This is a genomic window from Hymenobacter sp. 15J16-1T3B (genome assembly GCF_020711235.1).
Classification (GTDB): domain Bacteria; phylum Bacteroidota; class Bacteroidia; order Cytophagales; family Hymenobacteraceae; genus Solirubrum.
Genome location: NZ_JAJFAV010000001.1, coordinates 302,859 through 324,780 on the forward strand (window position 1 = coordinate 302,859; position 21,922 = coordinate 324,780).

Annotated in this window: 18 protein-coding genes; 12 read left to right on the forward strand and 6 right to left on the reverse strand. The window is 66.2% G+C overall.

Annotated features, from left to right (window positions below; genetic code table 11):
- Positions 1 to 55: 55 nt before the first annotated feature.
- From LJ737_RS01265 to LJ737_RS01275, 3 genes are all read right to left on the reverse strand, one after another.
- On the reverse strand, positions 56 to 2,950 hold the full coding sequence (locus LJ737_RS01265; protein ID WP_227762131.1) for a PA14 domain-containing protein: 2,895 nt from the start codon (positions 2,948 to 2,950) through the stop codon (positions 56 to 58).
- A gap of 342 nt (positions 2,951 to 3,292) precedes the next feature.
- Positions 3,293 to 3,850 (reverse strand): hypothetical protein, encoded by a 558-nt coding sequence (locus tag LJ737_RS01270; protein WP_227762138.1) that lies wholly within the window; start codon positions 3,848 to 3,850, stop codon positions 3,293 to 3,295.
- A 100-nt stretch (positions 3,851 to 3,950) separates the two neighbouring features.
- A complete protein-coding gene (locus LJ737_RS01275; RefSeq protein ID WP_227762139.1) occupies positions 3,951 to 6,074 on the reverse strand; it encodes a T9SS type A sorting domain-containing protein in 2,124 nt (707 codons plus the stop codon).
- Positions 6,075 to 6,250: 176 nt separating this feature from the next.
- Here LJ737_RS01275 and LJ737_RS01280 point away from each other — a divergent pair, with 176 nt between their 5' ends.
- A complete protein-coding gene (locus LJ737_RS01280; protein WP_227762142.1) occupies positions 6,251 to 6,937 on the forward strand; it encodes a hypothetical protein in 687 nt (228 codons plus the stop codon).
- A 20-nt stretch (positions 6,938 to 6,957) separates the two neighbouring features.
- Here LJ737_RS01280 and LJ737_RS01285 read toward each other — a convergent pair whose 3' ends face one another.
- The gene (locus LJ737_RS01285) at positions 6,958 to 7,869 is read right to left on the reverse strand and encodes a DUF72 domain-containing protein (protein WP_227762144.1); all 912 of its coding nucleotides are present in this window, start codon (positions 7,867 to 7,869) and stop codon (positions 6,958 to 6,960) included.
- 346 nt (positions 7,870 to 8,215) lie between these two features.
- Between LJ737_RS01285 and LJ737_RS01290 the strand changes: the two genes are divergently transcribed.
- From LJ737_RS01290 to LJ737_RS01320, 7 genes are all read left to right on the forward strand, one after another.
- Positions 8,216 to 8,968 (forward strand): septal ring lytic transglycosylase RlpA family protein, encoded by a 753-nt coding sequence (locus LJ737_RS01290; RefSeq protein WP_227762153.1) that lies wholly within the window; start codon positions 8,216 to 8,218, stop codon positions 8,966 to 8,968.
- A gap of 145 nt (positions 8,969 to 9,113) precedes the next feature.
- Positions 9,114 to 9,686 carry an outer membrane beta-barrel protein gene (locus LJ737_RS01295; protein ID WP_227762156.1) on the forward strand — a complete coding sequence of 191 codons (573 nt, stop codon included), beginning with the start codon at positions 9,114 to 9,116 and terminating at the stop codon, positions 9,684 to 9,686.
- 42 nt (positions 9,687 to 9,728) lie between these two features.
- The gene (locus LJ737_RS01300; RefSeq protein ID WP_227762158.1) at positions 9,729 to 10,379 is read left to right on the forward strand and encodes an outer membrane beta-barrel protein; all 651 of its coding nucleotides are present in this window, start codon (positions 9,729 to 9,731) and stop codon (positions 10,377 to 10,379) included.
- Positions 10,380 to 10,536: 157 nt separating this feature from the next.
- Positions 10,537 to 11,166, forward strand: a complete 630-nt coding sequence (locus LJ737_RS01305) for a hypothetical protein (RefSeq protein ID WP_227762159.1) — start codon at positions 10,537 to 10,539, stop codon at positions 11,164 to 11,166.
- A gap of 100 nt (positions 11,167 to 11,266) precedes the next feature.
- Positions 11,267 to 13,705 carry a penicillin acylase family protein gene (locus LJ737_RS01310; protein WP_227762162.1) on the forward strand — a complete coding sequence of 813 codons (2,439 nt, stop codon included), beginning with the start codon at positions 11,267 to 11,269 and terminating at the stop codon, positions 13,703 to 13,705.
- Between the two features lie 5 nt (positions 13,706 to 13,710).
- Positions 13,711 to 14,244, forward strand: a complete 534-nt coding sequence (locus LJ737_RS01315) for an energy transducer TonB (protein WP_227762169.1) — start codon at positions 13,711 to 13,713, stop codon at positions 14,242 to 14,244.
- Positions 14,245 to 14,250: 6 nt separating this feature from the next.
- Positions 14,251 to 14,628, forward strand: a complete 378-nt coding sequence (locus tag LJ737_RS01320; protein WP_227762170.1) for a hypothetical protein — start codon at positions 14,251 to 14,253, stop codon at positions 14,626 to 14,628.
- Between the two features lie 71 nt (positions 14,629 to 14,699).
- Here the strand turns inward: LJ737_RS01320 and LJ737_RS01325 are convergent, their stop codons facing one another.
- On the reverse strand, positions 14,700 to 15,932 hold the full coding sequence (locus LJ737_RS01325; RefSeq protein ID WP_227762172.1) for an alpha/beta hydrolase family protein: 1,233 nt from the start codon (positions 15,930 to 15,932) through the stop codon (positions 14,700 to 14,702).
- A gap of 188 nt (positions 15,933 to 16,120) precedes the next feature.
- Here LJ737_RS01325 and LJ737_RS01330 point away from each other — a divergent pair, with 188 nt between their 5' ends.
- The 4 genes from LJ737_RS01330 to LJ737_RS01345 all read left to right on the forward strand — a co-directional run bounded on the left by LJ737_RS01330 (position 16,121) and on the right by LJ737_RS01345 (position 20,137).
- On the forward strand, positions 16,121 to 16,522 hold the full coding sequence (locus LJ737_RS01330) for a BlaI/MecI/CopY family transcriptional regulator (protein WP_227762173.1): 402 nt from the start codon (positions 16,121 to 16,123) through the stop codon (positions 16,520 to 16,522).
- Complete coding sequence (locus LJ737_RS01335) at positions 16,500 to 17,786, forward strand: TonB family protein (RefSeq protein ID WP_227762175.1); 1,287 nt, start codon at positions 16,500 to 16,502, stop codon at positions 17,784 to 17,786. Before LJ737_RS01330 ends, LJ737_RS01335 begins: the two co-directional genes overlap by 23 nt.
- Positions 17,787 to 17,913: 127 nt before the next feature.
- Entirely contained in the window at positions 17,914 to 18,894 is a 981-nt protein-coding gene (locus LJ737_RS01340) for a hypothetical protein (RefSeq protein WP_227762178.1), read from the forward strand.
- A gap of 202 nt (positions 18,895 to 19,096) precedes the next feature.
- Complete coding sequence (locus LJ737_RS01345) at positions 19,097 to 20,137, forward strand: hypothetical protein (protein ID WP_227762180.1); 1,041 nt, start codon at positions 19,097 to 19,099, stop codon at positions 20,135 to 20,137.
- 143 nt (positions 20,138 to 20,280) lie between these two features.
- On the opposite strand, the gene LJ737_RS01350 is transcribed toward LJ737_RS01345, so the two are convergent.
- Complete coding sequence (locus tag LJ737_RS01350) at positions 20,281 to 21,852, reverse strand: DHA2 family efflux MFS transporter permease subunit (RefSeq protein ID WP_227762188.1); 1,572 nt, start codon at positions 21,850 to 21,852, stop codon at positions 20,281 to 20,283.
- Positions 21,853 to 21,922 lie beyond the last annotated feature (70 nt).

The window sequence follows — 21,922 nt, forward strand, 5'->3', positions numbered from 1 at the left end:
ACGGCCCGCCCCGCAGCATGCGGGGCGGGCCGTTCGGCTAGTGCGCGCCAGCGCGTTATTGCAGCAGCACTTTGGTGACGCTGCTGCCGGCCGGCGTGGTTAGGCGCAGCTGGTACACGCCGCGGGGCAGGCCCGTCGTCACCATCAGCTGCTCCTGCACGCCCGGCAGCAGCTCCTGCCGCAGCAGCACGCGCCCGCTCAGGTCCAGCAGTTCCAGCCGGGCGTCGGCCGGGGCGGGTTGCTGCAGCTTGAGCGCGAAGCGGCCGTCGTTGGGGTTCGGGTACACGCGCAGAGCCAAGTTGCTGCCGGCCGCGGCGCGCGTCACGGCCACGGCGTCGCTCACGGTGGAAGTTCCGTCGAAGTCGATTTGACGCAGACGGTAGTAGCTCAGGCCCGGCAGGGGCTGGGCGTCGAGGTGGCGGTAGCTGCGGCGGGTGCTGCTGTTGGCGGCCCCGGCCACGCGCGCCACGCTGCGGAAGCTGCGCCCGTCGGCCGAGCGCTCCAGCTCAAAGAACTGGTTGTTGATTTCCTGGGCCGTTTCCCAACTTAGCTCCACCTGCTCGCCCACCGGGCGGGCCCGAAAGTCCACGAGCGAAATGGGCAGGGGGCCGCGCGCCGCCTGCAGAGCCGAACAAAACGACGTGCTGCTCACCAGTTGGCGCGTCAGGCCGGCGTCGGCGCTTTCCCACTCCAGCTGCAGCACGTTGCCGCCGTTGAACTCGCCGTAGTGCACCAGCAAGTTGTGCAAGCCCGCCGTGAGGTACACCGTGGCGCTGACGGTGCGCGGCGGGTGGCCGGTTCCGTTGTCGATGAGGGCCCCGGCCAGCGTGGGCGGCGAGGCCAAGGCCGCGTCGTCGAGCCAGAGGTAGGAAGCGTCGTCGGAGGTCAGGTAGAAGGTGTAGTTGCCGGCCGCCGGGGCGTAGAGGCTGCCGCGGAACCGGGCGCTGAAGTCGTCCGGGTTTTCATTGGAGCCCTGGGCGGGCGGGGCCACGTCGCCCCAGCTGCCCACGGCCCCAAAGTTCAGCTGCGGGTCGATGCGGGAAAAGGCCGGCGCAGTGCGGTTGAAAAAGCCCTGGTTGTTCGGCAAGTCGTCGAAATACCCCGCATAGTATTCCCCAAACAGGCCCGCCGACACCAGACTTCCGCTCGGGTCGTTGCCGCTGCAGCCCCCGGGCGGCGCCGGCGTCACCACGAAGGCAAAGGCCAGCGGCTGCTCCAGCGCCCCTTCGGCGTTGTACACGGCCACGGCCGCGTTGTACTGCCCCTGCGGCACGGAGGCCGCGGCCGTGAGCACGCCGGTCGTGGCGTTGATGCTGATGCCCGCCGGTAGTTTGGCGTCGTTCAGCAACGCAAAGCCTTGCACCGGCAGCGGGCTGCTCACGCTGGGCACGGGCGACGATGCGGCCCGCCCGCCGACGGTGGAAGTGCTGCCCGGGGCATAGCTCAGCAACGTGGGCGGATGGCGCAGCGGCTGCACCACGCTGCAAAGCGCCGCGGCCGGCACCGGCTGCCGCGTAATGCCCGCGGCGGCGCTGGCCCACTCCAGCATCAGCACGTTGCCGCCGCCGCTTTCCCCGTAGTGAATCAGCACGTTGTGCAGTCCGGCCGTCAAGAACACCGTCACCGAATCGGTTTCGGCAGCGTGCAGGCCGCCGTTGTCGATGGTGGCGTGGCTGGTCTGAGTCGGCGCTTCCAGGGCGGCGTTGTCGAGCCAGAGGTAGGAGGCGTCGTCGGAGGTCAGGTAGAAGGTGTAGCTGCCGGTGAGGGGCACGTACAGGCTGCCGCGCAACCGCACGCTGAAGTCGTCGGGGTCGGAAGCCAGGCCCCCGGCCGGCGGCACGATGTTGCCCCAGCTGGGCGTGTTGGTGAAGTTCACCAGCGCGTCGATGCGCAACAGAGCAGGCGCGTTGTTGAGGAAGAAGTCGTGGTCACTGCCGAAGAAACCGGCGTAATACTCCGCGTACAGCCCGCGCGCCGGGGCCGCCCCGCCGGGGTCAGTGCCGGCGCACCCCGAGGGCGGCGGCGGGGTTATATCAAAGGTGAAAACGTTGCCGAAGGAGCTGGTACCGCTGGCGTTGGTCAGCGCCACGCTCACCGCGTACACGCCGCTGGGCACCGTGGCCGCGGCCGTGAGCACGCCGGTCGTGGCGTTGATGCTGATGCCCGCCGGCAGACTGGCCGCGTTGGCCACGGCAAACGCGGTAATGGGCTGGCCGCCGTTGTTGACCACGGGCAGGCCCGAACTCACGGCCGAACCCGCCGCGATGCTGGCCGAGGCAGGCGCGTAGCTGATGCCCTGGGGCACTTGCACCACGTTCTGCACGGCCGAGCACAGGGCCGAGCTGGGCACGATTTGGCGCGTGATGCCCGCGTCGGCGCTTTCCCACTCCCAGGTCAGGTCGTTGCCGTAGAGGTCTTCGCCGTAGTGAATCAGCACGCTGTGCAAGCCCGCCGTCAAGAACACGGTGGCGCTGCGCTCAATCGTGCCGTGGCCCCCGCCGTTGTCGATGAGGGCGGCGGCCGATTGGGCGGGCAGGGCCTGGGCCGCCGCGTCGAGCCAGAGGTAGGAGGCGTCGTCGGAGGAGAGATAGAAGGTGTAGTTGCCGGCCACGGGCGCGTAGAGGCTGCCGCGGTAGCGGGCACTGAATTGCTGCGGGTCCGCTGCTATGCCCCCGGCCGGCGGCGCGATGTTGCCCCAGCTGTCGGTGGTCGGAAAGTTCAGCTGCGCGTCGATGCGCGTCAGGCCCGGGGCGTTGGAGGTAAAAAAGGATTGGTCGTCGTTGAAATAGCCGGCGTAATATTCGGCGTAAAGCCCATTGGTGGCGGGGTTTCCCCCGGGGTCGGGTCGGGTGCATCCGGTGGGTTGGGCCCAGCTCCTCAGTTGCGTGGCAAACAAGAGAGGAAACAGGAGCCAGCCGCCTCGGCGCATGAGCAGCAAGAAGTGCTTCATAGCCAATCAGCGTTATGGTGGAATGGTGGGAAATGGCATTGGCAACGGCTATTGAATATACTCTATCCAAGTCTTTATTGAATGTTATTTATAAAACTATTTTCTGAAAAGTGAACTTCCCCATGGAATTACACAAAATCAGACAAGCTTGGGGGCCTTTTAATGTCCCAAATCAGCGCCGCATATCCTGCCCGGCGCGGCCCGGCACCTACCCATACACGCACCCGCGCCGCGGGCCCGGCTGCACGATGTGCAATTGGGGCCCGCGGCGCGGGTAGAGGTTTTGGCGTTGGGATGCTTTAACCCCAAAAATGGTATTGTGCTGCGCCGGGCTGCGGCGAGCTAGTTGCCAAACAGCCCGCCGGATTTGGATTTCGTCTTGCTTTTGCGCCGCTCCTTGTCTTTGTCACCGTCGAAGAGCCCGCCCATGAACGGCTTTTTCTTCTCCTTGATCAGCACGTAGCGCACCGACACGGCCGTGGGGAAGCGAAACCACTCGTCGTTGTTCAGCTCCACGCTGGGCTTGAAGTCGACGCTGAGCTGAAACGGCACGATGGGTAGCTTCCACTCGGCCCCGATCATGCCATCAAAGCCGCCGACGGTGCCGTAGTCCTTGTGCCCGCCGGCGTGGGCCCCGGCCCCGAAATAGTAGTTGAGCGCCGGCCCGAGGATGTGAAAGTGCCGCTCGAGGAGCAGCGTGCCCGTCACCTCCCGGCTGCGGAACATGGCCAAGCCTTCCAGCGTGGTTTTCTCAAAAATGCGCTGCTGGGCCGTGAAGCCGTAGTTGCCGCTGCCCAAGCGCAAGCCCACGGCAGTACGGTATTTCTGGGCCGGGGCCGCGTGGGCCAGCAGGCAGGCCGCGGCGAGCAGCAACAAGGAACGGAAGCGAAAAGCGGGCATGCGAGGAAAAGACGTAAAACAAAGCTCTAACGAGCCAGCCGCTGGCAAAGTACGGGCCAGTTGGGGTCCCGGCGCTGGTACGGCGTCCGGCCAGGCCCCGTTACTGCGTCCGCACGAAGGGCACGGTGCCGTGGCGGCTGCCGTCGTTCCAGCGCAGCAGGTACCAGCCGGCGCGCAGCGTGGGCAGCGCAATGCTCAGCGTGTTGATGCCCGCCTGCGGCACCACCAGGCGCTTGCCCCCGTAATAGCGCCCCAGCGCGTCGAAGATGCGAACCTCCAGCGCGTTGGACGCCCCGGGGGCGCTGTACTCCAGGAACAGCAGCGGCTCATTGGCGGGGTTGGGGTACACCAGCAGCGGGGCGCCACCCTCGCGCACGCCCACCGGCGCGGCGGGCAGGCTCAGCCCGTTGCCGAGCTGCACCACCAAGCGGTAAAAACTAGTGCCGGCCAGCGGTTGGCTGTCGGTGTACGAATACGAGCCTGCGCTGCTGGCCGCGGTTTGCCCCAGGCGCGTCCAGGTGCGGGCGTCGGGGCTGCGCTCCACGCCGAAATTCACCACGCTGCACTCGTTGCGGGTGGTCCAGCTCAGGAGCACGCGTCCGTTCTGGCTCTGCGCGGCCAGCGGCCCGGTCAGCGGGGCCGGCTGCTCGGGCGCTGCGCCGCAGCTGGCCGGCGCCAGGCTGCGCAGCTGCGCGGCGTAGCCCCCGAGCACGTCGCGGTTGAAGTTGAGCTGCCGCGTGACTTGCCGCGCCCCGATGGCGTAGTGCATCACCAGCTGCGGCACGCCGGCCACCACGGGCGCAATGACGTGGTTGAGCTGCTGGCCGTGGCCGAGTTCGTGCAGCGCCACGGTTTCGAAGTCGAACTGCGGGCCGGTGGGGACGCCGGGCCCGAACTGCCAGCTCACGTCGGCGTCGAACTGCATATCGATTTCCTTGACCCAGAAGCGGGTTCCACCGGCGGCGTCGCGGCAGCCCAGGTAGGTGCTGCTGGCGCGGCCCAGCACGTTGTCGGGCAGCTCGTTGCCCACAGCAAACTCCAGGGTATTGATGCCGTCGTTGCCGACACCGTGGCCGGTGCGGGCGCCGCCCAGCTCCCAGTTGATGGCCGTCTGGCAGCGCCAGCTGCTCAGCGCCCGCCCAAACGCCGCCAGCGCCGGGGCATTCTGGCTCATGGTTGGGTCGGGCTGGAAGGTGTAGCCGCCGGTGCCGTTCTGGTCGCTGTTGCCCGCGCGGTAGGTGATGCCGGAAGAAGTTTCCTGCACGTTGGTCAGCGCGTAGCGCACCGTAAAGGGCAGCAGCGCCGGGCTGGCGGCCAGCTGCTGGTCGGCCGTGACAACCCGGAACGTGCCGCTGCCGGCCGGGTCGGCGGTGGCGCTGAACGACGGCACCCGCACCTGCACGCGGGCGTCGGACCAGCTTACCACGTCGCGGGCGTTGACGCGGGTAAACGAGGCGCCTCCGTCGTCGGCGTTGCGGAACTCCACGCTGCCCGGGGCCGTGCCGAAGCCCGCGCCGCTGATGGTCAGCACCGAATCGGCCCCGGCCACGATGGCGCGCGGGCTGAAATCGGTGATGAGCGGGGCATCGACGCCGCGGGCGGCGGGGGGCTGCTGGCGGCGGGCCAATGCGGCTGCCAGGGCCGGGTTGGGCGTCAGCTCGCGCAGCGGCTGGCCGGTTAGGGCCGTCTGAGCACGGTAGAAGGCCGCATCGAGCAGCGGGTATTGGCGGAACGGCTCGGTGGCAGTTGCCGTCAAGGCGTCGTAGCGCACGAAGCCCTGGCGGCTGGCGTAGGCGGCCCAGGCACCGGGCTCGGCCACGCCCGGGAAGCGGGCCGGCGTCAGGAATAGCAGGCCCTGCTGGCCGGGCCGGAGGCGGAGCGTGTTGGTAAGCGTCTGCAGGGTGTCGCCCACCGCGCCGCCCTCGGTAAGCACGGTGAGCAGTTGATCGACCGGCCACTGCCCCTTCAGCAGCTTGTACACGCGCAGGGAGTGCGCCGTGTAGATGCGGCGGTGCGCGGCGTCCCAAAAGCTGCGTTGATTCAGTACTTCGGCTTCGACGACCAGAGCAGCCGCCTGGGCGCGCCGGGCTGGGTCGAGCGGCAGCAGCAGGCAGCGCGTTTCGTCGGCGGGCGCCGGGGCCTGGCCCGCGGCGGGCAACTGGCTGAGGGCGAGCAGCCCGGCTAGCAGGCCGGCTACGGGCTTGGGGGATAAGAATGCGGGCATAGCAGCAGGTCGGCAAAGGCTGGAGCAACATACGAGATTTGGCGCGGCCGGGGCCGCCGGCGGGCCCTCGTGGTTGGGCGCGGCGGGCGGCAGCCACTGGCCCCTCACATAATCGGGTGAGGCGTGCAGCCCGACTCGGCCCGCGGTGCTCTTAGCCACAACTTCTATTGTCTGCTATGACCACCTTGCCCCGTTCCCTGTCCCGCGCGCTGCTGCTGGCGCTGCTCGGCCCCGCGCCCCACCTGCTGCTGGCCCAAACCACCCCACTGAGCAGCAGCGAATTGCTGCGCGGCCTGCCTTCGGCCACGCCCACCGCCGCCGCGGCGGCCCCTGGCTGCGCGCTGCGCCCCGAGCGGGTGGGCGTGCTCAAAGTGGGGCTGGCACTGGACCAGGCCTGGACGCGGCGCACCGGCCTGGCCCTGCCCGTCAGCCTGGGCTACGAGCGGCGCTTGTTCTTCGGCATGAGCGTGCTGGCCAATTTCACCTCCGTCTACGACCCGGCGCGCAAGTCGCTGCCGGGCCAGCCCGAGGCCCCGGGCCTGTCGCAGTTCGACGTCACCACGGGCCTGCGCTACTACCTGCCCATCAAAGGATTGCGCAACGAAGCGCGCGAGGAGTTTAGCGGGCCCTACGTGAGCGTGCTGGCCAGCCGCACCTTCCGCAGCACCTGGCTCCCCGAGTCCGCCGGCGACGCCTACACCTACCGCCTCACGCGCAGCAACCAGCTGCTGGCCGGCTACCAGCTCCCGCTCGGCCCCCGCGGCTTCCTCGATGCCTCGGCCGGCCTGAAGCTGAGCCGCGGGGGCCAACCCGCGCGCAAGCTGGCCCCCGCCGCCGGCCTGTCGGTGGGCTTGTTCTTCTAGGCAAGTGCGGGGCGGGCGGCTTAGAACAGCCGCCCCTGCACCGGCTGCACCACCAGCTGCGGCTGCGGCAGCTCGCGCCCGGTGAGCTTGCCCAGGCGCTGCAGGAAGTACTGAGCCCAGGTGGGCGCGTCGTTCACGTCGCGCTGGTGAACAAAGAAGTACACCTCCTGCAGCCCGGTGGCCAGCCATTCGGCCACGCGCTCGGCCCAGGCGTCGGCGCGCAGATAGTCGGTGCGGTGCAGGGCGTGGCCGTTGAAGCGAATGAAGGCCCGGGGCGTGGTCAGGCGCTGGTGCAGCACGTCGCGGCGCCCGGCCACGTCGCTGATAACCCAGGTTTTGCCCAAGGCTTCGAGCAGGGCGCCGGTTTCGGCCAGCACGCCCGCGTCGTGATACCAGGCGGGGTGACGCAGCTCCACGGCCAGCGGCAGGTGCTGGGGCCAGTCGAGCAGGTAGCGCTCCAGGCGTGGCAGCTGGGGCGGAGCGAAGTTGGGCCCCATTTGCAGAAAGGCCATGCCGAGCTGCTCGCCCATGTTTTCCAGGGCCCGGGCGAAAGAGTTGGTCAGGTCGTCGGCGCGGTACAGCTCCCGGTCGTGGCTGATGCTTTGGGGCAGTTTGGGGCAGAAGCGGAAGTCGGCGGGCACAGCCGCCCGCCAGCGGCGCACCATCTCGGCATCCGGTATGCGGTAGTGCGTCACGTTGACTTCCAGCGAGTTGAACTGCTTGCCGTAGTACGCCAGCTGCTGGTCTTCGCGCAGGCCCAGCGGGTACCAGGTGCCCAGCCAGGCTTTGTTGGTCCAGGTGGGGCAGCCCACCCAGATGGGCGCAGGGGCCACGGGCGGCGCAGTGCGAGCGAGAAGTGCGGCGGTGTCGGGGTGGTCGGGCGGCAGGCGAAAGTCGATGCCGCGCACGTCCGGTAGTCGGCCAAAGTCCATGGGCAAAGGTACGGCGAGCGGCCGCGGCCGGCTGCTAGTTGCTTAAGCATTATTTTTTACTTCTGCAACCGGCACTTGGATAAAAGCCGGAGCCGACTCGACCATTTTTTTTGGCGGCGGATAATCTTATTTCTGCCGCTCACCGGTTTTCGTCTATATAGAATCCAAACCTACCCTTCAGGAAACACAATCAGGGATTTTCGTTTACCGGCCGAGTTAGGGCTAATGCAAATTTTACAGGTAAAGCACAATTTTTAATCTATATTGACCGTCGCCGCCGGTTTCGGTTTGGATTGTATTTCGGATAGGCTAATAGATTTGGCCTGTTCACCATAGCAGAGAATGAATGAAGTTTAACCAACGACAGAACCTCTCGGGCTTGCTGATGATGTGGCTGACGGCCTTACTGCTGGTAGCCACCCCGCTGTCCACTTTCGCCGACGATACGCCCACTGCCACGGCTAGCAAAAGCGCCGTACTCCGGGGCCGCGCCTCCTGGTACGGCCGCGAACATCAGGGCCACCGCACCAGCAACGGCACGCGCTTCGACCGCAACAAGTACACCTGCGCGCACAAGACCCTGCCCTTCGGCACGAAGCTGCGCGTCACCAACCCCGAAACCGGCAAAGCCGTGGTCGTGCAGGTCACCGATCGGGGCCCGTACCGCCACCAGCGCATCCTGGATCTGTCTGAAATTGCCGCCCGCCCGCTCGACATCGTGCGCATGGGCGCCCTGGGCGTTGTGGCCGAAGTAGTGCCCGACGACACGCCCCTGGGCCCGGTAGCCGGCACCGTGACGGTGCCCGAACCCGAAACCACCGACATTGCCGTCACCGACGCCACGCCCGAGCCCGAAGCCACCTACGTGGTGCAGGCCGGCACGTTTGGCGAGCTGCGCAACGCCGAAGCCCTGGTAGCCCAGATCAAAGCCCTCGACGCGAAGCTGCCCGTGGCCGTGCGCCAGGACAACGTGAACGGGCGCCCGCTCAACCGCGTCATCGTGGGCCAGCGCCTAGCCCGGGCCGAAGCCGACGACGTGTGGCAGCGCCTGCAGAACCGCGGCATCAGCGGCTTGGTGCGGCAGGCCGAGAACCTGTAGCCCCGCGCTTCGAACCCGACCCGTGTACCCGGGGTGCCCAGCACCCCGGGTATTTTTTTGCAACTATGTTCGTTAGAAAGGCCTCTTCTGGTCAGCGTGCTGCCCGGCAGCCCGACGTGTTTTATTATTCTTTTACGCTCTTCTCATGCGCAAACCACTGTTACTGTTGGCCGTGTTCGGCCTGACCCTGCCCGCCGTGGCCCAAACCGAGCGCGGCAACAAGCTGCTCGGCGTGTCCTTGGGGGACCTGAGCTACTCCCACCCTGCGCAGCGCTATTCCTCCATTTCGGTGGCCCTGCACCCCACCGCGGGCTATTTCGTGGCCGATAACCTGGCGCTGGGCGCGACCCTCAACCTGAGCTATGCCCGACAGAACATCAACGACTCGGAATTCTTCCGGGCCTGGGGGTACGGGGCCAGCCCGTTTGTGCGCTACTACGTGGTGGGCCAGGGGCGGCACCAGGCCTTTGGGGAAGCGGGCGCCGATCTGAACTGGAGCGCCAACCGCGGCAATTTCTTCGGCATCCAGCAGCGCGTTACCGAGTCGCGGGGCTACCACCTGAGCCTGGGCTACGACTACTTCGTGACGCCCATGGCGGCGCTGGAAGTCTCGGCGGGCTACCGCCACCAATCCCGCAATGACATTGACTACCTGAGCGACGGGCTCGACGTGCGGGTGGGCTTCAACGTGTTTTTGCCCGTGGCCGCGGCCAAGTAAGTCCTTTTCAGCAGCATGTATCGGCTTGTTATTCCTCATTCCATGCGTAAATCCCTCTTACTGCTGGCCGGCCTGGGCCTGACCCTGCCTACGCTGGCGCAAACCGAGCGCGGCGCCAAGCTCATCGGCGTCTCGGTGGGCGACCTGCGCTACGCCAATTACAAAACTCGCAACGCCCGGGAGCTGTCGGCCGCGGTGTACCCCAGCCTGGGCTGGTTTGTGCACGACCGGCTGGCCCTGGGCAGTGGCTTGCTCCTTATTTACGAGCACGACAAGTCAAAATCCGACAACGTTTACTTGGGCTACCCTACCCGAAGCAGCGGCCATGTGCTAGGCATTGGGGTGGCTCCGTTTGCGCGCTATTACTTCTACGACGGCACCCCGCACAAGATTTTCGGGCAGGCGGGCGTCGAGCTGGCCTCGTACTTCAGCAGCTCGACCTATAATGATGGCAACCGGGGCTATACGAGCAAAGACAGCGGCACCCGAACCGGCTGGTACGCCAATGTGGGCTACAACTACTTCCTGAGCCCCAGCGTCGCCTTGGAGGCCACGGCGGGGTACCGGCGCGGCGCCTTCTTCGATTATGCGCCGCAGCGTTTCGGCAATACGTTCCCGGCCGAAAACGGCCTCGACGTGCGCCTGGGGTTCAGCTTCTTCCTGCCCGCCGCCAAAGTGGCCGCGGTCGACTAACACCGCTGCCGCCTTGCCACGCGCCGCGCCATCCGTCCCAGGTTGGCGCGGCGCTTTTTTATGAGCGAAAGAGCGGCCCGCTACCCGGTCTTGCAACTGTAACGCCCCGGTTGGCCTCCAGTCTACAGCGGCGCGGCCGTTTTTATTCCTCCATTTTATGCGCAAACACTTGTTACTCGTGGCCGGCTTTGCGGGGCTGGCTGCCACCGCCGCTCAGGCCCAGACCGAGCGCGGCACCACCCTGATTGGCCTTTCGGCCGGCAACCTGGGCTACGGCCGCGGCACCGACGGCTTCCGCCAATTCTCGGCTACGCTCACGCCCACGGTGGGTCGATTCGTGGCCGACAACCTGCTGGTGGGCGTGGGCGCGCAGGTTGGCCTCAACCGCTACCAGTCCGTTTACTCCAGCACCTACGTGCCTGGGCTGCCCACAATGCCGTACGGCCTCGTCGGCTACTCGCGCCGCGAATGGACGGCGGGCCTCACGCCGTATGCGCGCTACTACTTCCTGGGCCGCGGCCGGCACCGGCTGTTTGCCGAAGCCAGCCTGCACGCCGAGCACAACTGGAAGCAGGAACGCTACGAAACCGACCTGGGCCGCCTGAGCAATCCGCAGCGCTACGTGTCGTATGGCTACCGGGCGGCTCTGGGCTACAACTACTTCATCACCCCGCGCGTGGCGCTGGAGGCCAGCGCCGGGTACCAGCGCACCTACTCGCCGGAAGGCAACGCGCACCAAATCGACGGCCGCATCGGGGTCAATTTCTTGCTGGGCGGCAAGCAGTAGGCCCCCGACCGCCCCGAACGCGCGGCGCGCAAACCGGGAGCCGGTTTGCGCGCCGCGTTTTTTTGTCGGATGTTGTAGCGGCTGATTTCCCCCGCGTTCTATGCAGCGTTACGTCCGGGCCGTGCTGGCTCTGCTCACCACCGGGGCCCTGGTGTGGGTGCTCGATACCAACCACGGCGAAATTCCCGCCTTTGGGCGCTTCCTGAGCCCGTTTCAGGGCTTCTGGCGCAACGGCGAAACTGGGGGCGAGCTAGCCGCCGAGCAAGCCTTGCAGCTGCCCGGCCTGCAGCAGCCCGTCACGGTGCGCTTCGACGAGCACCGCGTGCCGCACGTCTTCGCCCAAAACGACCACGACCTGTACTTCGCCCAGGGCTACCTCACGGCCCGGGACCGGCTCTGGCAGATGGAATTTCAGACCCACGTGGCGGCCGGGCGCATTTCCGAAATCGTGGGGCCGCGGGCCCTGGAGTACGACCGGTTTCAGCGCCGCATGGGCCTGCCGCACGGGGCCGAGAAATCCTTGGCCGTGATGATGGCCGACCCGACCACGCGCACCGTGCTCGAAGCGTACACGGCCGGCGTCAACGCCTACATCGGCGCCCTGAGCCCGCGCGACTACCCGCTGGAATACAAGCTTTTGAACTACGCGCCCGAGCCGTGGAAGCCGCTGAAATGCGCCCTGCTGCTGCAGCTCATGGCCTGGGACCTGAGCGGCCGCTCCGATGATTTGCGCCTCTCCAACGCCCTGGGCAAGTACGGCCCGGCCGTGGTACAGGACCTGTTTCCCGACTATCCCACCCGCGAAGACCCGATAGTGCCCGTGGGCACGAAGCTGGACTACCAGCCGCTGAAGGTACCGCCGGTGCCCGACGTGTTTGCGGCTTCGGCTTCGGAGAAGGTGCCGCAAAACGAGCCGGACGCCGACCTGGGCTCCAACAACTTCGCGTTGAGCGGCAGCAGAACGGCCTCGGGCCTGCCCATTCTGGCCAACGACCCGCACTTGCAGCTCAACCTGCCCAGCATCTGGTACCAAGTGCAGCTATCGGCGCCGGGCGTGAACGTGTACGGGGTGACCATTCCGGGCGCGCCCACCATCATCATCGGCTTCAACCAAGACGTGGCCTGGGGCGTGACTAACGTGGGCGGCGACGTGCTCGACTGGTACCAGTTGAAATTCAAGGACAACACCAAGCGCGAGTACTGGCACGCGGGCCAGTGGAAGCCAGTGCGCCGAGTGGTGGAGCGCATCCGGGTGCGCGGCCTGCCGGACCGCCTCGACACGGTGCTCTACACCCACCACGGCCCGGTGGTGTACGACCACGACGAGAAGCCCTTCAACGCCCAGACGCCGGTGCGCCACGCCATGCGCTGGACGGCCCACGAGGGCGGCAACGAGGTGCTGACTTTCTACCGCCTCAACCGCGCCCGCGGCTACCAAGACTACGCCCAGGCCCTGAGCACCTACGCCGCCCCGGCCCAGAACTTCATCTTTGCCTCCCGGCAAAACGACGTGGCCATCTGGCCCAACGGCAAGTTTCCCTTGAAGTGGCGCGACCAGGGCAAGTTTATCCTCGACGGCTCTAACCCGCAGCACGACTGGCAGGGATGGATTCCGCAGGCCCAAAACCCGCACGCGAAAAACCCGGCGCGGGGCTTTGTGTCGTCGGCCAACCAGTTTCCGGCCGGGCCCGACTACCCGTATTACCTAGGCTGGAACTTTGCCAGCTACGAGCGGGGCCACCGCATCAACGAGCGGCTGGCCCAGATGCAGCGGGCCACCCCCGATTCGCTGCGCCTCTTGCAGACCGACAACCTGAACCTGAACGCCCAGCTGATGCTGCCGCGCCTGCTGCAGCTGGTGGGCACGCAGCAACTCACGCCGGCCCAGCGCCGCGCCTACGACGAGCTGCGCCGCTGGAACTACCGCTACGACGCCGGGGCCGTGGGCGCCAGCATCTTCGATTTGTGGTACAACCAGTTGGTGGAGCGGCTGTGGGCCGATGACTTCGGCTTGAAAGCCACCGGCCTGGAAATGCGCTACCCGCCGCGCGACCGGACCAACAACTTGATTCTGAAGGAGGATACCTCGCGTTGGATCGATGACCACCGCACGCCGCCGCGCGAAACCCTGCCGCAGCTGGCGCTGGAATCGTTCCGCTTCGCCACCGACTCGCTCAGCCGCAAATTCGGGCCGCTGGGGCCGAAATGGAACTGGGCCAGCCAGAAGAGCACCGACATCCTGCACCTGGCCCGCCTGCCCGGCTTCGGGCGCATGGACGTGGACTGCGGCGGCGGGGCAGCCATCGTCAACGCCACCACGGAGCGCAACGGGCCGAGCTGGCGCATGGTGGTGGCCCTGGGCCCCGAGCCCAAGGGCTACGGCGTGTTTCCGGGCGGGCAGAGCGGCAACCCCGGCTCCCGCTACTACGACGACCTGTTGGAAACCTGGCGCCTGGGCCAGCTCAACGAACTGATTTACCTGACCTCGCCCGCGCAGCCGCACCCGCGGGTGCCCGCGGCCTGGACGCTCAAGCCCTGACCGCCATGCCTGCCACTCCCCCACCCCGCCGGGGCCTCTCCACCCGGCACTTCGCCTGGATTTTTGGCGGCCTGCTCCTGCTGCTGACCATCTACCAAATGGTGCAGCACCGCCCGCAGCGCTTCGAGCCGCCGCCCAGCGGCACCACCGCCGAAATCGGGGGCAATGCACCACCGGCGCCGATGCCTAACGCGCTGCCCGAGCAGCCGGCTGTTCGCGACGCCCGCATTTACACGTATGTGGAGCAGATGCCGCAGCCGCCCGGCGGCCAAGCAGGATTGCTACAATACCTGGCGAAAAACCTCAAGCTGCCCGCCGCGGCTCTACGCGACGAGGTTGCAGGCAAAGTCATGGTGCGCTTCGTCGTGTACCCCGACGGGCATCTAGACGACTTCGAAGTAACGAAAGGCTTAACCTCGGCTGTGGACGAAGAAGCCGTGCGCGTGCTGCGCCAAATGCCGGCTTGGACGCCCGGTAAACAAAACGGCCGCGCGGTGAGCGTCTACTACACCGTGCCGGTGACCATCGATAGTAAATAAGCCCTGATGCGTAGTTCCTGGCTCCTGTTCTTCTTGATTCTGGTGTTGGCCGCCCTGGCTCAGTGGCTCTTGCCGTGGTGGAGCGCCGCCGTGGTTGCTCTTTTGCTGGCCTTTGCCCTGCCCCGCTCCGGCGGCCGGGCGTTTCTGGCCGGCTTTGCGGGCGTGGGCCTGGGCTGGCTGTTGCTGGCTAGCTGGCTGCATGTACAAGCCGACGGGCGCCTGAGCCACCGCGTGGCCGAGCTGCTGCCGCTGGGCGGCAACGGCTGGCTGCTGGTGCTGGTGGCGGCCGTGCTCGGGGGCTTGGTGGGCGGCCTGGCGGCGCTCAGCGGCGCGTGGCTGCGGCAGGCGCTGCAACCCGCCCCCACTGCCGGGCAGCCGGTATAAAAAACCGACCGGTCCCCTTGAGGGCCGGTCGGCAGAAGACAGTACGCGGTCAGCAGAACTCCTGACTACTCTTAGTAATACTGCGAGATAAAGGCAAAGGCTTCGAGCGTGTAGGTCGGGGCCGCGGTGAAGTGGTTGCCGCCCTGAATCGGGTGCAGCTCTACCTGGGTGGCGCCGCGCGCCCGCATGGCGTTGTAGGCGTCCTGGGAGTTGAAAAACGGCACGTAGTCGTCGGCGGTGCCGTGAAACAGGGCCAACGGGGCGCGGGGCTTCCAGTCGTAGATGTCGTTGGCCACGAAGGTTTTGGTCAGGGCCGGGTCGGTGCTGCCTAGCACAGCGGCGCGCAGGCCGGGCGTGAAGAGCTCGGCCGGCAGCGCGGGCACCGGGCTGAGCGGGTTGGCCGCCAGCTGGGTGGCGTAGGGCTCGTTGAAGAAGAAGGACGCCGGGCGGTTCAGGCCGTAGACGCGGTTGTAGGTATCGAGCACCCACACGTAGCTGCTCAAAAAATTCAGCGGCTGCGTGGCGTTCATGATGTATGTGGCGAAGGCCGACTTGTGGTAGGCCCCGGCGCCGGGGGCGCTGGCCGTGACGGTAAACTCATTGGCGGCCGTGGTTTCCATCAGCCGGTGCAGGGCCAGGGTGGCAAACCCGCCTTCGGAGTAGCCCAGCAAAAAGGTTTTGGCGTTGAGAGGGGTTTGCTGCTGCTGGCAGAACTCCTTGGCCGCCCGCAGCATGTCCAGCGAAGTGGAGGCCAACGATTCGGCGTGCTCGTAGGGGTGGGGCTGCGTCTTGGAAGCCCCGTAGCCGAGGTAGTCGGGAGCCGACACGATGTAGCCCGTGGAAGCCAGCACCGACACGGCCGAGTAAATTTCGCTGCCCGAGCCGTAGTAGGAAGGCGCTTTGACCTCGTCGGTGGGGCTGATGGTGCCGTGCTGGTAGCTGAGCAGCGGCAGCTGTTGGCCGGCCGGCACGGTGGGCACCAGCAAGGCCCCGGAGGCCGTCACGGTCTGCCCGGCGGGCGTTTTGGTGGCGTAAGTAAGGCGGTACACCCGGATGGGGTAGCGAATCAGCGCGGCGGCAAACGGGATGCTGCTCACGTGGGTAGCCAGCTGCTGGGGCGTAAACTCGCCCACCAGCGTGCTGCCCAGCAGGCGGCTGGTGGAGGCGCCGGCAGCAGTACCCGGTTCTTGAACAACGGGAGTGGCAGCTTCTTTCTGACAGCTCAGGCCGGGGCCTACCAGCAGAATGGTACTCAGAAGCCAAGTGAAGCGCTTCAGGCGCGGGGACAGATTGTGGAATAGCACGCGGTCAGGAAGTTAAGGCTGGAATTTGCTTAACACCGAGGCGCCTAAAAGATTTCGTTTTGGCGGACGAAATCCACCCGTTCTGCTTTGGTACCGTAGCAACCCGCCTTTTCCGGCTGGGAATCAACGCAACATTTAGTTTCATAACTAAAAAATTAGTTATATGTTTAATCACCAAAGAATCAGCCATGCAGCAACTCCCGGAACTCACCCGCGCCGAAGAGCAGGTCATGCAGGTCTTGTGGCGCCGCGGTCCTTCGTTCGTAAAGGACCTGCTGCCGGACATGCCCGCGCCCACGCCCGCCTACAACACCGTCTCCACCATCGTGCGCATTCTGGAGCAGAAGGGCTACGTGGGCCACGAGGCCTTCGGGCGCACCCACCGCTACCACGCCCTGGTGGCGCAAGACGAGTACCGCCGCTTCTCGCTGCGCAAGCTGCTCGGCGGCTACTTCGGCGGCTCCTTTACGCGCTTGGTGTCCTTCTTCGCGAAGGAAGAAAACCTGGATGCCCAGCAGCTCGACGAGCTGCTGCGCCACGCTCAGCAAGACCGCAACGAGCCCGCAGATGACAACCATCAACCTGCTTAACTGGATGTGGCAGAGCAGCCTAGATCTGGGCGCCTGCTGGCTGCTGTACTACGCCCTGCTCCGGCGCGAACCGGCGTTTCAGTTCAACCGCGGCTGGCTGCTGCTGGCCCCGCTGCTCACCGCCGCGCTGCCGCTGCTGCCGCTGCCCGAGCCCTGGCTGGTGCTTAGCCGCACGGCGGGCTTGTCGGCCCCGGCCCTGCTGCCCGGCGCGTGGCTGCCCGAAGTGCAGGTGCCCACCGGCGCGGCGCCAGCGGCCGGGTGGTCGGCGCTGCTGCTGGCGTACGGGGCCGGCGTGCTGCTGAGCGCGCTGGTGCACGCCGGCCGTTTGCTGCGGCTGTGGTGGCTCACGCGGGCGCTGCCCCGGCAGCCGGCGCCGGGCTACGTGCTGCGACCCACAGGCGGCCGGCTGCCCACCAGCTCGTTTGGCCGGCAGGTGTTCTGGAACGACGCCCTGGCGCTAAGCCCGGCCGAAGCCGCGCAGGTGCTGCGCCACGAGCTGGTGCACGTGCGCCAGGGCCACTCCGCCGACCGCCTCTGGCTGGGGTTCTGGCAGTGCCTGCTGTGGTACAACCCGTTTGTGCACCTCTGCGCCCGGAGCCTGGCCCAGACGCACGAGTACCTGGCCGATGCCGGCGCCGCCCCGGCCGCTCCGGCCGCCTACGCGGCGCTGCTGGCCCGGCAGGCCCTGGCGCACTTCGCCGCGCCCTCCTTCGCCCATTCCTTTTCCACTTCCCAAACCCTAACCCGTATTGCCATGCTCAATCACCTGGCCCCGGCCCGCCGCTGGAAACAATGGCTGACCTTGCCCCTGCTCGGCTTGCTGCTGGGAGTAGCCGCCTGCGAAAAAGCCGACCAACTGGCGGCTCCGCCCCCGCCGCCGCCCGCCCCGGCCGAAGCACCCGTCCCGCCGGCTGCCGGCCGCGTGTACACCTACGTAGAGCAAATGCCCGCCTACGTGGGCGGCATGTCGAAGCTGATCGAGGACTTGGCCGGCACCGTGAAATACCCCGAGGCGGCCCACCAAGCCGGGCTGGAGGGCAAGGTGTTCGTGGGCTTTGTGGTGGACACCGACGGGCGGCTGCAACAACCCGAAATCCGCCAGGGCGTGCAAACGGCGCCGGCTAAGCAGTGGATGGCCGACGAGATGAACCAAGCGGCCCTGAAGGCCGTGCGCGAGCTGCCGGGCCGCTGGACGCCTGGCCAGCAGGACGGGCAGCCCGTCAAGGTAGCGTACACGGTGCCCATCACCTTCGCGCTGAAGTAAATGCCCTCGGGGCTGAACCATCCGTCTGCTTCTGAGTTTATACCCCAGACCACCGGCCCGCGCCGGTGGTCTTTTTGCGCGCCCTGGTGGCTCGCGAGGTTATTGTACAACCACTGACCGCCTTGCCATGCTGCACTGCCGCCAGCGGCTGGGGCGCCCCGGGGCGCTGGAGTTGCCGCTTTTTCTGCTGCTGACGCTGCTCGTCGGGGCCTGCCAGTCTCGTCGCGAAAATCCCTTGGCCCAACGGGCGACGCGGCAAGCCCAGCTGCGCCTGGATTCCTTGCGGGTTGATTCGGTGGCGCGCAACGGCGGGCAGCTGCCGGGCGCTATTCTGCCCGCGCAACGCATCGTGGCGTTTTACGGCAGCGCCACCCACAAGACCATGGGCGTGCTCGGGCAATATCCCAAGGCGGAAATGCTGCGCCGCCTCGACCGGCAAGTGCAGGCCTGGCGCCGCGCCGACCCGGCCCAGCCCGCCCGGCCGGCCCTGCACATGGTGGCCGTCATTGCCCAGCGCGACGCCGGCCCCGACGGCAAGTACCGCGAGCTGCAGCCCGACAGCGTCATCCGGCGCGTAATTCGCTGGGGCCACGCCCACGGCTGCCTGGTATTTCTCGACGTGCAGGTGGGCCTGAGCACGCTGCCGGCCGAGCTGCCGCGCCTCGCCCCTTACCTGCGCGACTCCATCGTGCACCTCGGCATCGACCCGGAATTCTCAATGAAAAACGGCCGCCGGCCCGGCACCGAAGTCGGCGAGTTCGACGCGCGTGACGTGAACTACGCCCGGCAGTTCTTGGCCCGACTCGTGAGCGAAAACCGCCTGCCGCCCAAGGTGCTGGTGGTGCACCGCTTTCGGCAGGACATGCTGACCAACTACCAGGATATCAGCCTCGACCCGCGGGTGCAGATTGTGATGCACATGGACGGCTGGGGCACGCCTGGCATCAAGCGCAGCTCCTACCGCAAGTTTATCCGGGCCGAGCCGGTGCAATACGCGGGCTTTAAAATCTTCTTCAAGCAGGACCGCAAAATGGACAACTCCCGCCTGATGACGCCGCAGGAAGTGGCCGCCCTGCGGCCCGATCCGCTCTACATTCAGTACCAGTAGGCCGCGCCCAGGGGAGCCGACGCCCCCGGTAGTGGCGCTGCCACGCCCAAGCTGGTTTGCCGGCGGGCCTGGAGCCAACCCAAGCTCGACCGTGGGCTTCGGCGCCGTTGCTACCCGGTTTTATCCAACGCCGAAACCGAATACGGTCGGGCGAAAAGCCGTACCTTCGCGGTGTTTCCGACCTCACCGCCCTTTCTTTTCAGTGTCTCATTTTCAGCCTCTCACCCGCCTGACGGCGCCTGCCCTTGCGGCCCTGGGCCTTGCCCTTACCCTGACCACCCTGCCCGGCTGCGGCAGCCGCTCCGATAACGAAGCTTCCGGCACCGCCACCGCCACGGCCGATTCGGCCAAGCCGGCCGTCGTCGACACGGTGAAGCTGAAAATGGAAGCCATGCGCCGCGACTCGCTCAAGGCCGATAGCATTGCCAAAGTCAACGGGCAGCTGCCGGGCGCCATTCTGCCGGGCCACCGCATCGTGGCGTTCTATGGCAACATCCGCTCGAAGGGCATGGGCATTCTGGGCCGCGAGCCGAAGGAGCAGATGTTCCGCAAGTTTGCGGGCGTGCTGAAGGAGTGGCAGGCCGCTGACCCGAGCATTCCGGTGCAGGCAGCCCTGCACAACGTAACCATCACCGCCCAGGGCACGCCCGGCAAGGACGGCAAGTGGCGCCTGATGAACTCCAAAGCCACCATCGAGGAGGTTATCAGCTGGGCCCGCGAGCATAAGTGCATCCTGTTCCTCGACGTGCAGCCCGGCCACAGCACCCTGCAGGTGGAGGTGCCCAAGCTGGAGCAGTACCTCAAGCAGCCCGACATTCACCTCGGCATCGACCCGGAATTCTCGCTGGCCACCATGCCCGGCATCCGCCCCAACCAGCGCATCGGCACGCTCGACGCGAAGGACGTGAACTGGACCATCAACTACCTGGCGCGCCTCGTGAGCGAAAACAAGCTCCCGCCCAAGGTGCTGACGGTGCACCGCTTCACCCGGAAAATGGTGACCAACTACAAGAACATCAAACTCGACCCGCGGGTGCAGGTGGTCATGCACATGGACGGCCACGGCGACCCGGTGCTGAAAAAGGACTCCTACCACGACTACATCCAGACCGAGCCGGTGCAGTACACGGGCTTCAAGCTCTTCTACGAGTACGACCCCAAGCCCAAGCCCCACCACCTGATGACGCCCACCGAGGTGCTGACCCAGCTGACGCCCAAGCCGCTGTACATCCAGTACCAGTAGTGAAGTGTGGGCCGTTCTGGCGGCGTAACTTCCAAACAATAACAAGCCCCGGCAGTAGCTACTGCCGGGGCTTGTTGTTGCGTGGTCGTTGGTCAACCCGACTTTTTCACCACTTCACAAATTCACCACTTCATCTTTGACGCTTAGTGCGCCGCGTTCAGGTCGACTTTGGTGCCGGGCTTGGGGCGCTTGATGAGGAAGATGAGCGGGATACAGAGGATGAAGAACACCCCGATCATCAGGAAGGTCTGCGAGTAGGTGATGAGGGCCGTTTGCTTCATCAACATGCCTTCGAGGGCGGCGTAGGCCTGGCGCTGGGCTACTACCAAGTCGGCGCCTTTGGACATGAAGTTGGCAATCAGGCCCTGCACCCGCTGCTGGGTTTCGGGGTCGTACATCGAAATGTTCGGCAGCAGGCCCACGCGGTTCTGCATGGTTTTACGCTCCAGGAAGGTGCCGATGAGGGCCACCCCGAACGAGCCACCGAGCTGGCGAATCATGCCGGTGAGGCCGGCGGCCTGGCCCGCGTCCTTGCCGCTGAGGCCGGCCAAGGACATGGTGGTAATGGGCAAAAAGAGCAGCGCCAAGCCGAAGCCGCGCAGCATCAGCGGCCAGAAGAAGTCACTTTCGCCGGCCGTGGGCGAAATCTGGGTGCTCATCCAGTACGAGAAGACGAAGAACACCACGAAGCCCACCGGCAGCATGAACTTCTGCGACACGCCGCCCTGAATCATCTTGCCCACCATCGGCATCATAAAGCCGGTGAGCAAGGCGCCGGGCAGCAGCAGGTAGCCCGTCTGGGCGGCCGTGAAGCCGAGGATGCGCTGGCAGAAAATCGGGAAGACGAACACCGAGGCAAACAGCCCGAAGCCGAGGATAAACGAGAGGAACGCGCCCACCGCGAGGTTGCGGCTCTTGCCGAGCACGCGCAGGTCCACGATGGGCTGCCGGGCCGTCAGCTCGCGCCAGATAAAGCCCGCCATGCCGATGACGGTCAGGCCGGTGAAGAGCAGAATGGTTTGGTCCTCAAACCAGTCGTTGGATTCGCCCTGCTCCAGTACGTACTGCAACGAGCCCACGCCCAGCACCAGCAGGAAGATGCCCAGCCAGTCGATTTCGCCAATGGGCCGCTTGATGGCGTTTTTGATGCGCTCCGGGTCGCGGATGAACGTGGCCGTGAAGATGCTGGCCAGGATGCCCACCGGCACGTTGACGTAGAAAATCCAGGGCCAGTCGTAGTTGTCCACGATGTAGCCGCCAAGCGTGGGGCCGATGGTCGGGCCGATAATCACGCCCATGCCGAACAGGGCCTGCCCGAGCGGCAGCTGGTGGGGCGGGAAGGTGTCAATCAGAATGGCCTGCGAGGTGGCCATCAGCGCGCCGCCGCCCACGCCTTGAATAAAGCGGAAGGCCACCAGCTCCCAGATGTTGGTGCTCTGCCCGCAGGCCATGGAGGCCAGCGTGAAGAGGACTACCGAGAACAAATAGTAGTTTTTGCGGCCGAACTGCTCGGCCAGGAAGCCCGTCATCGGAATCACGATAACGTTGGCAATGGCGTAGGACGCCACCACCCAGCTGACTTCCTGCTGCGTGGCCGAGAGGTTGCCCATCATCTGGGTCAGGGCCACGTTCACAATGCTGGTGTCAATGAGCTCCAGCAAGCAGCACATCACCACCGTAACGACGATGATCCACTTGGTAAATCCGGTTTCCAAAGGTGAAGTTGTGAAAGGTGAAGTTGTGAAGAGCGAATTGCCCGATTCTCTATCTTGAGTGTTGAGCTAT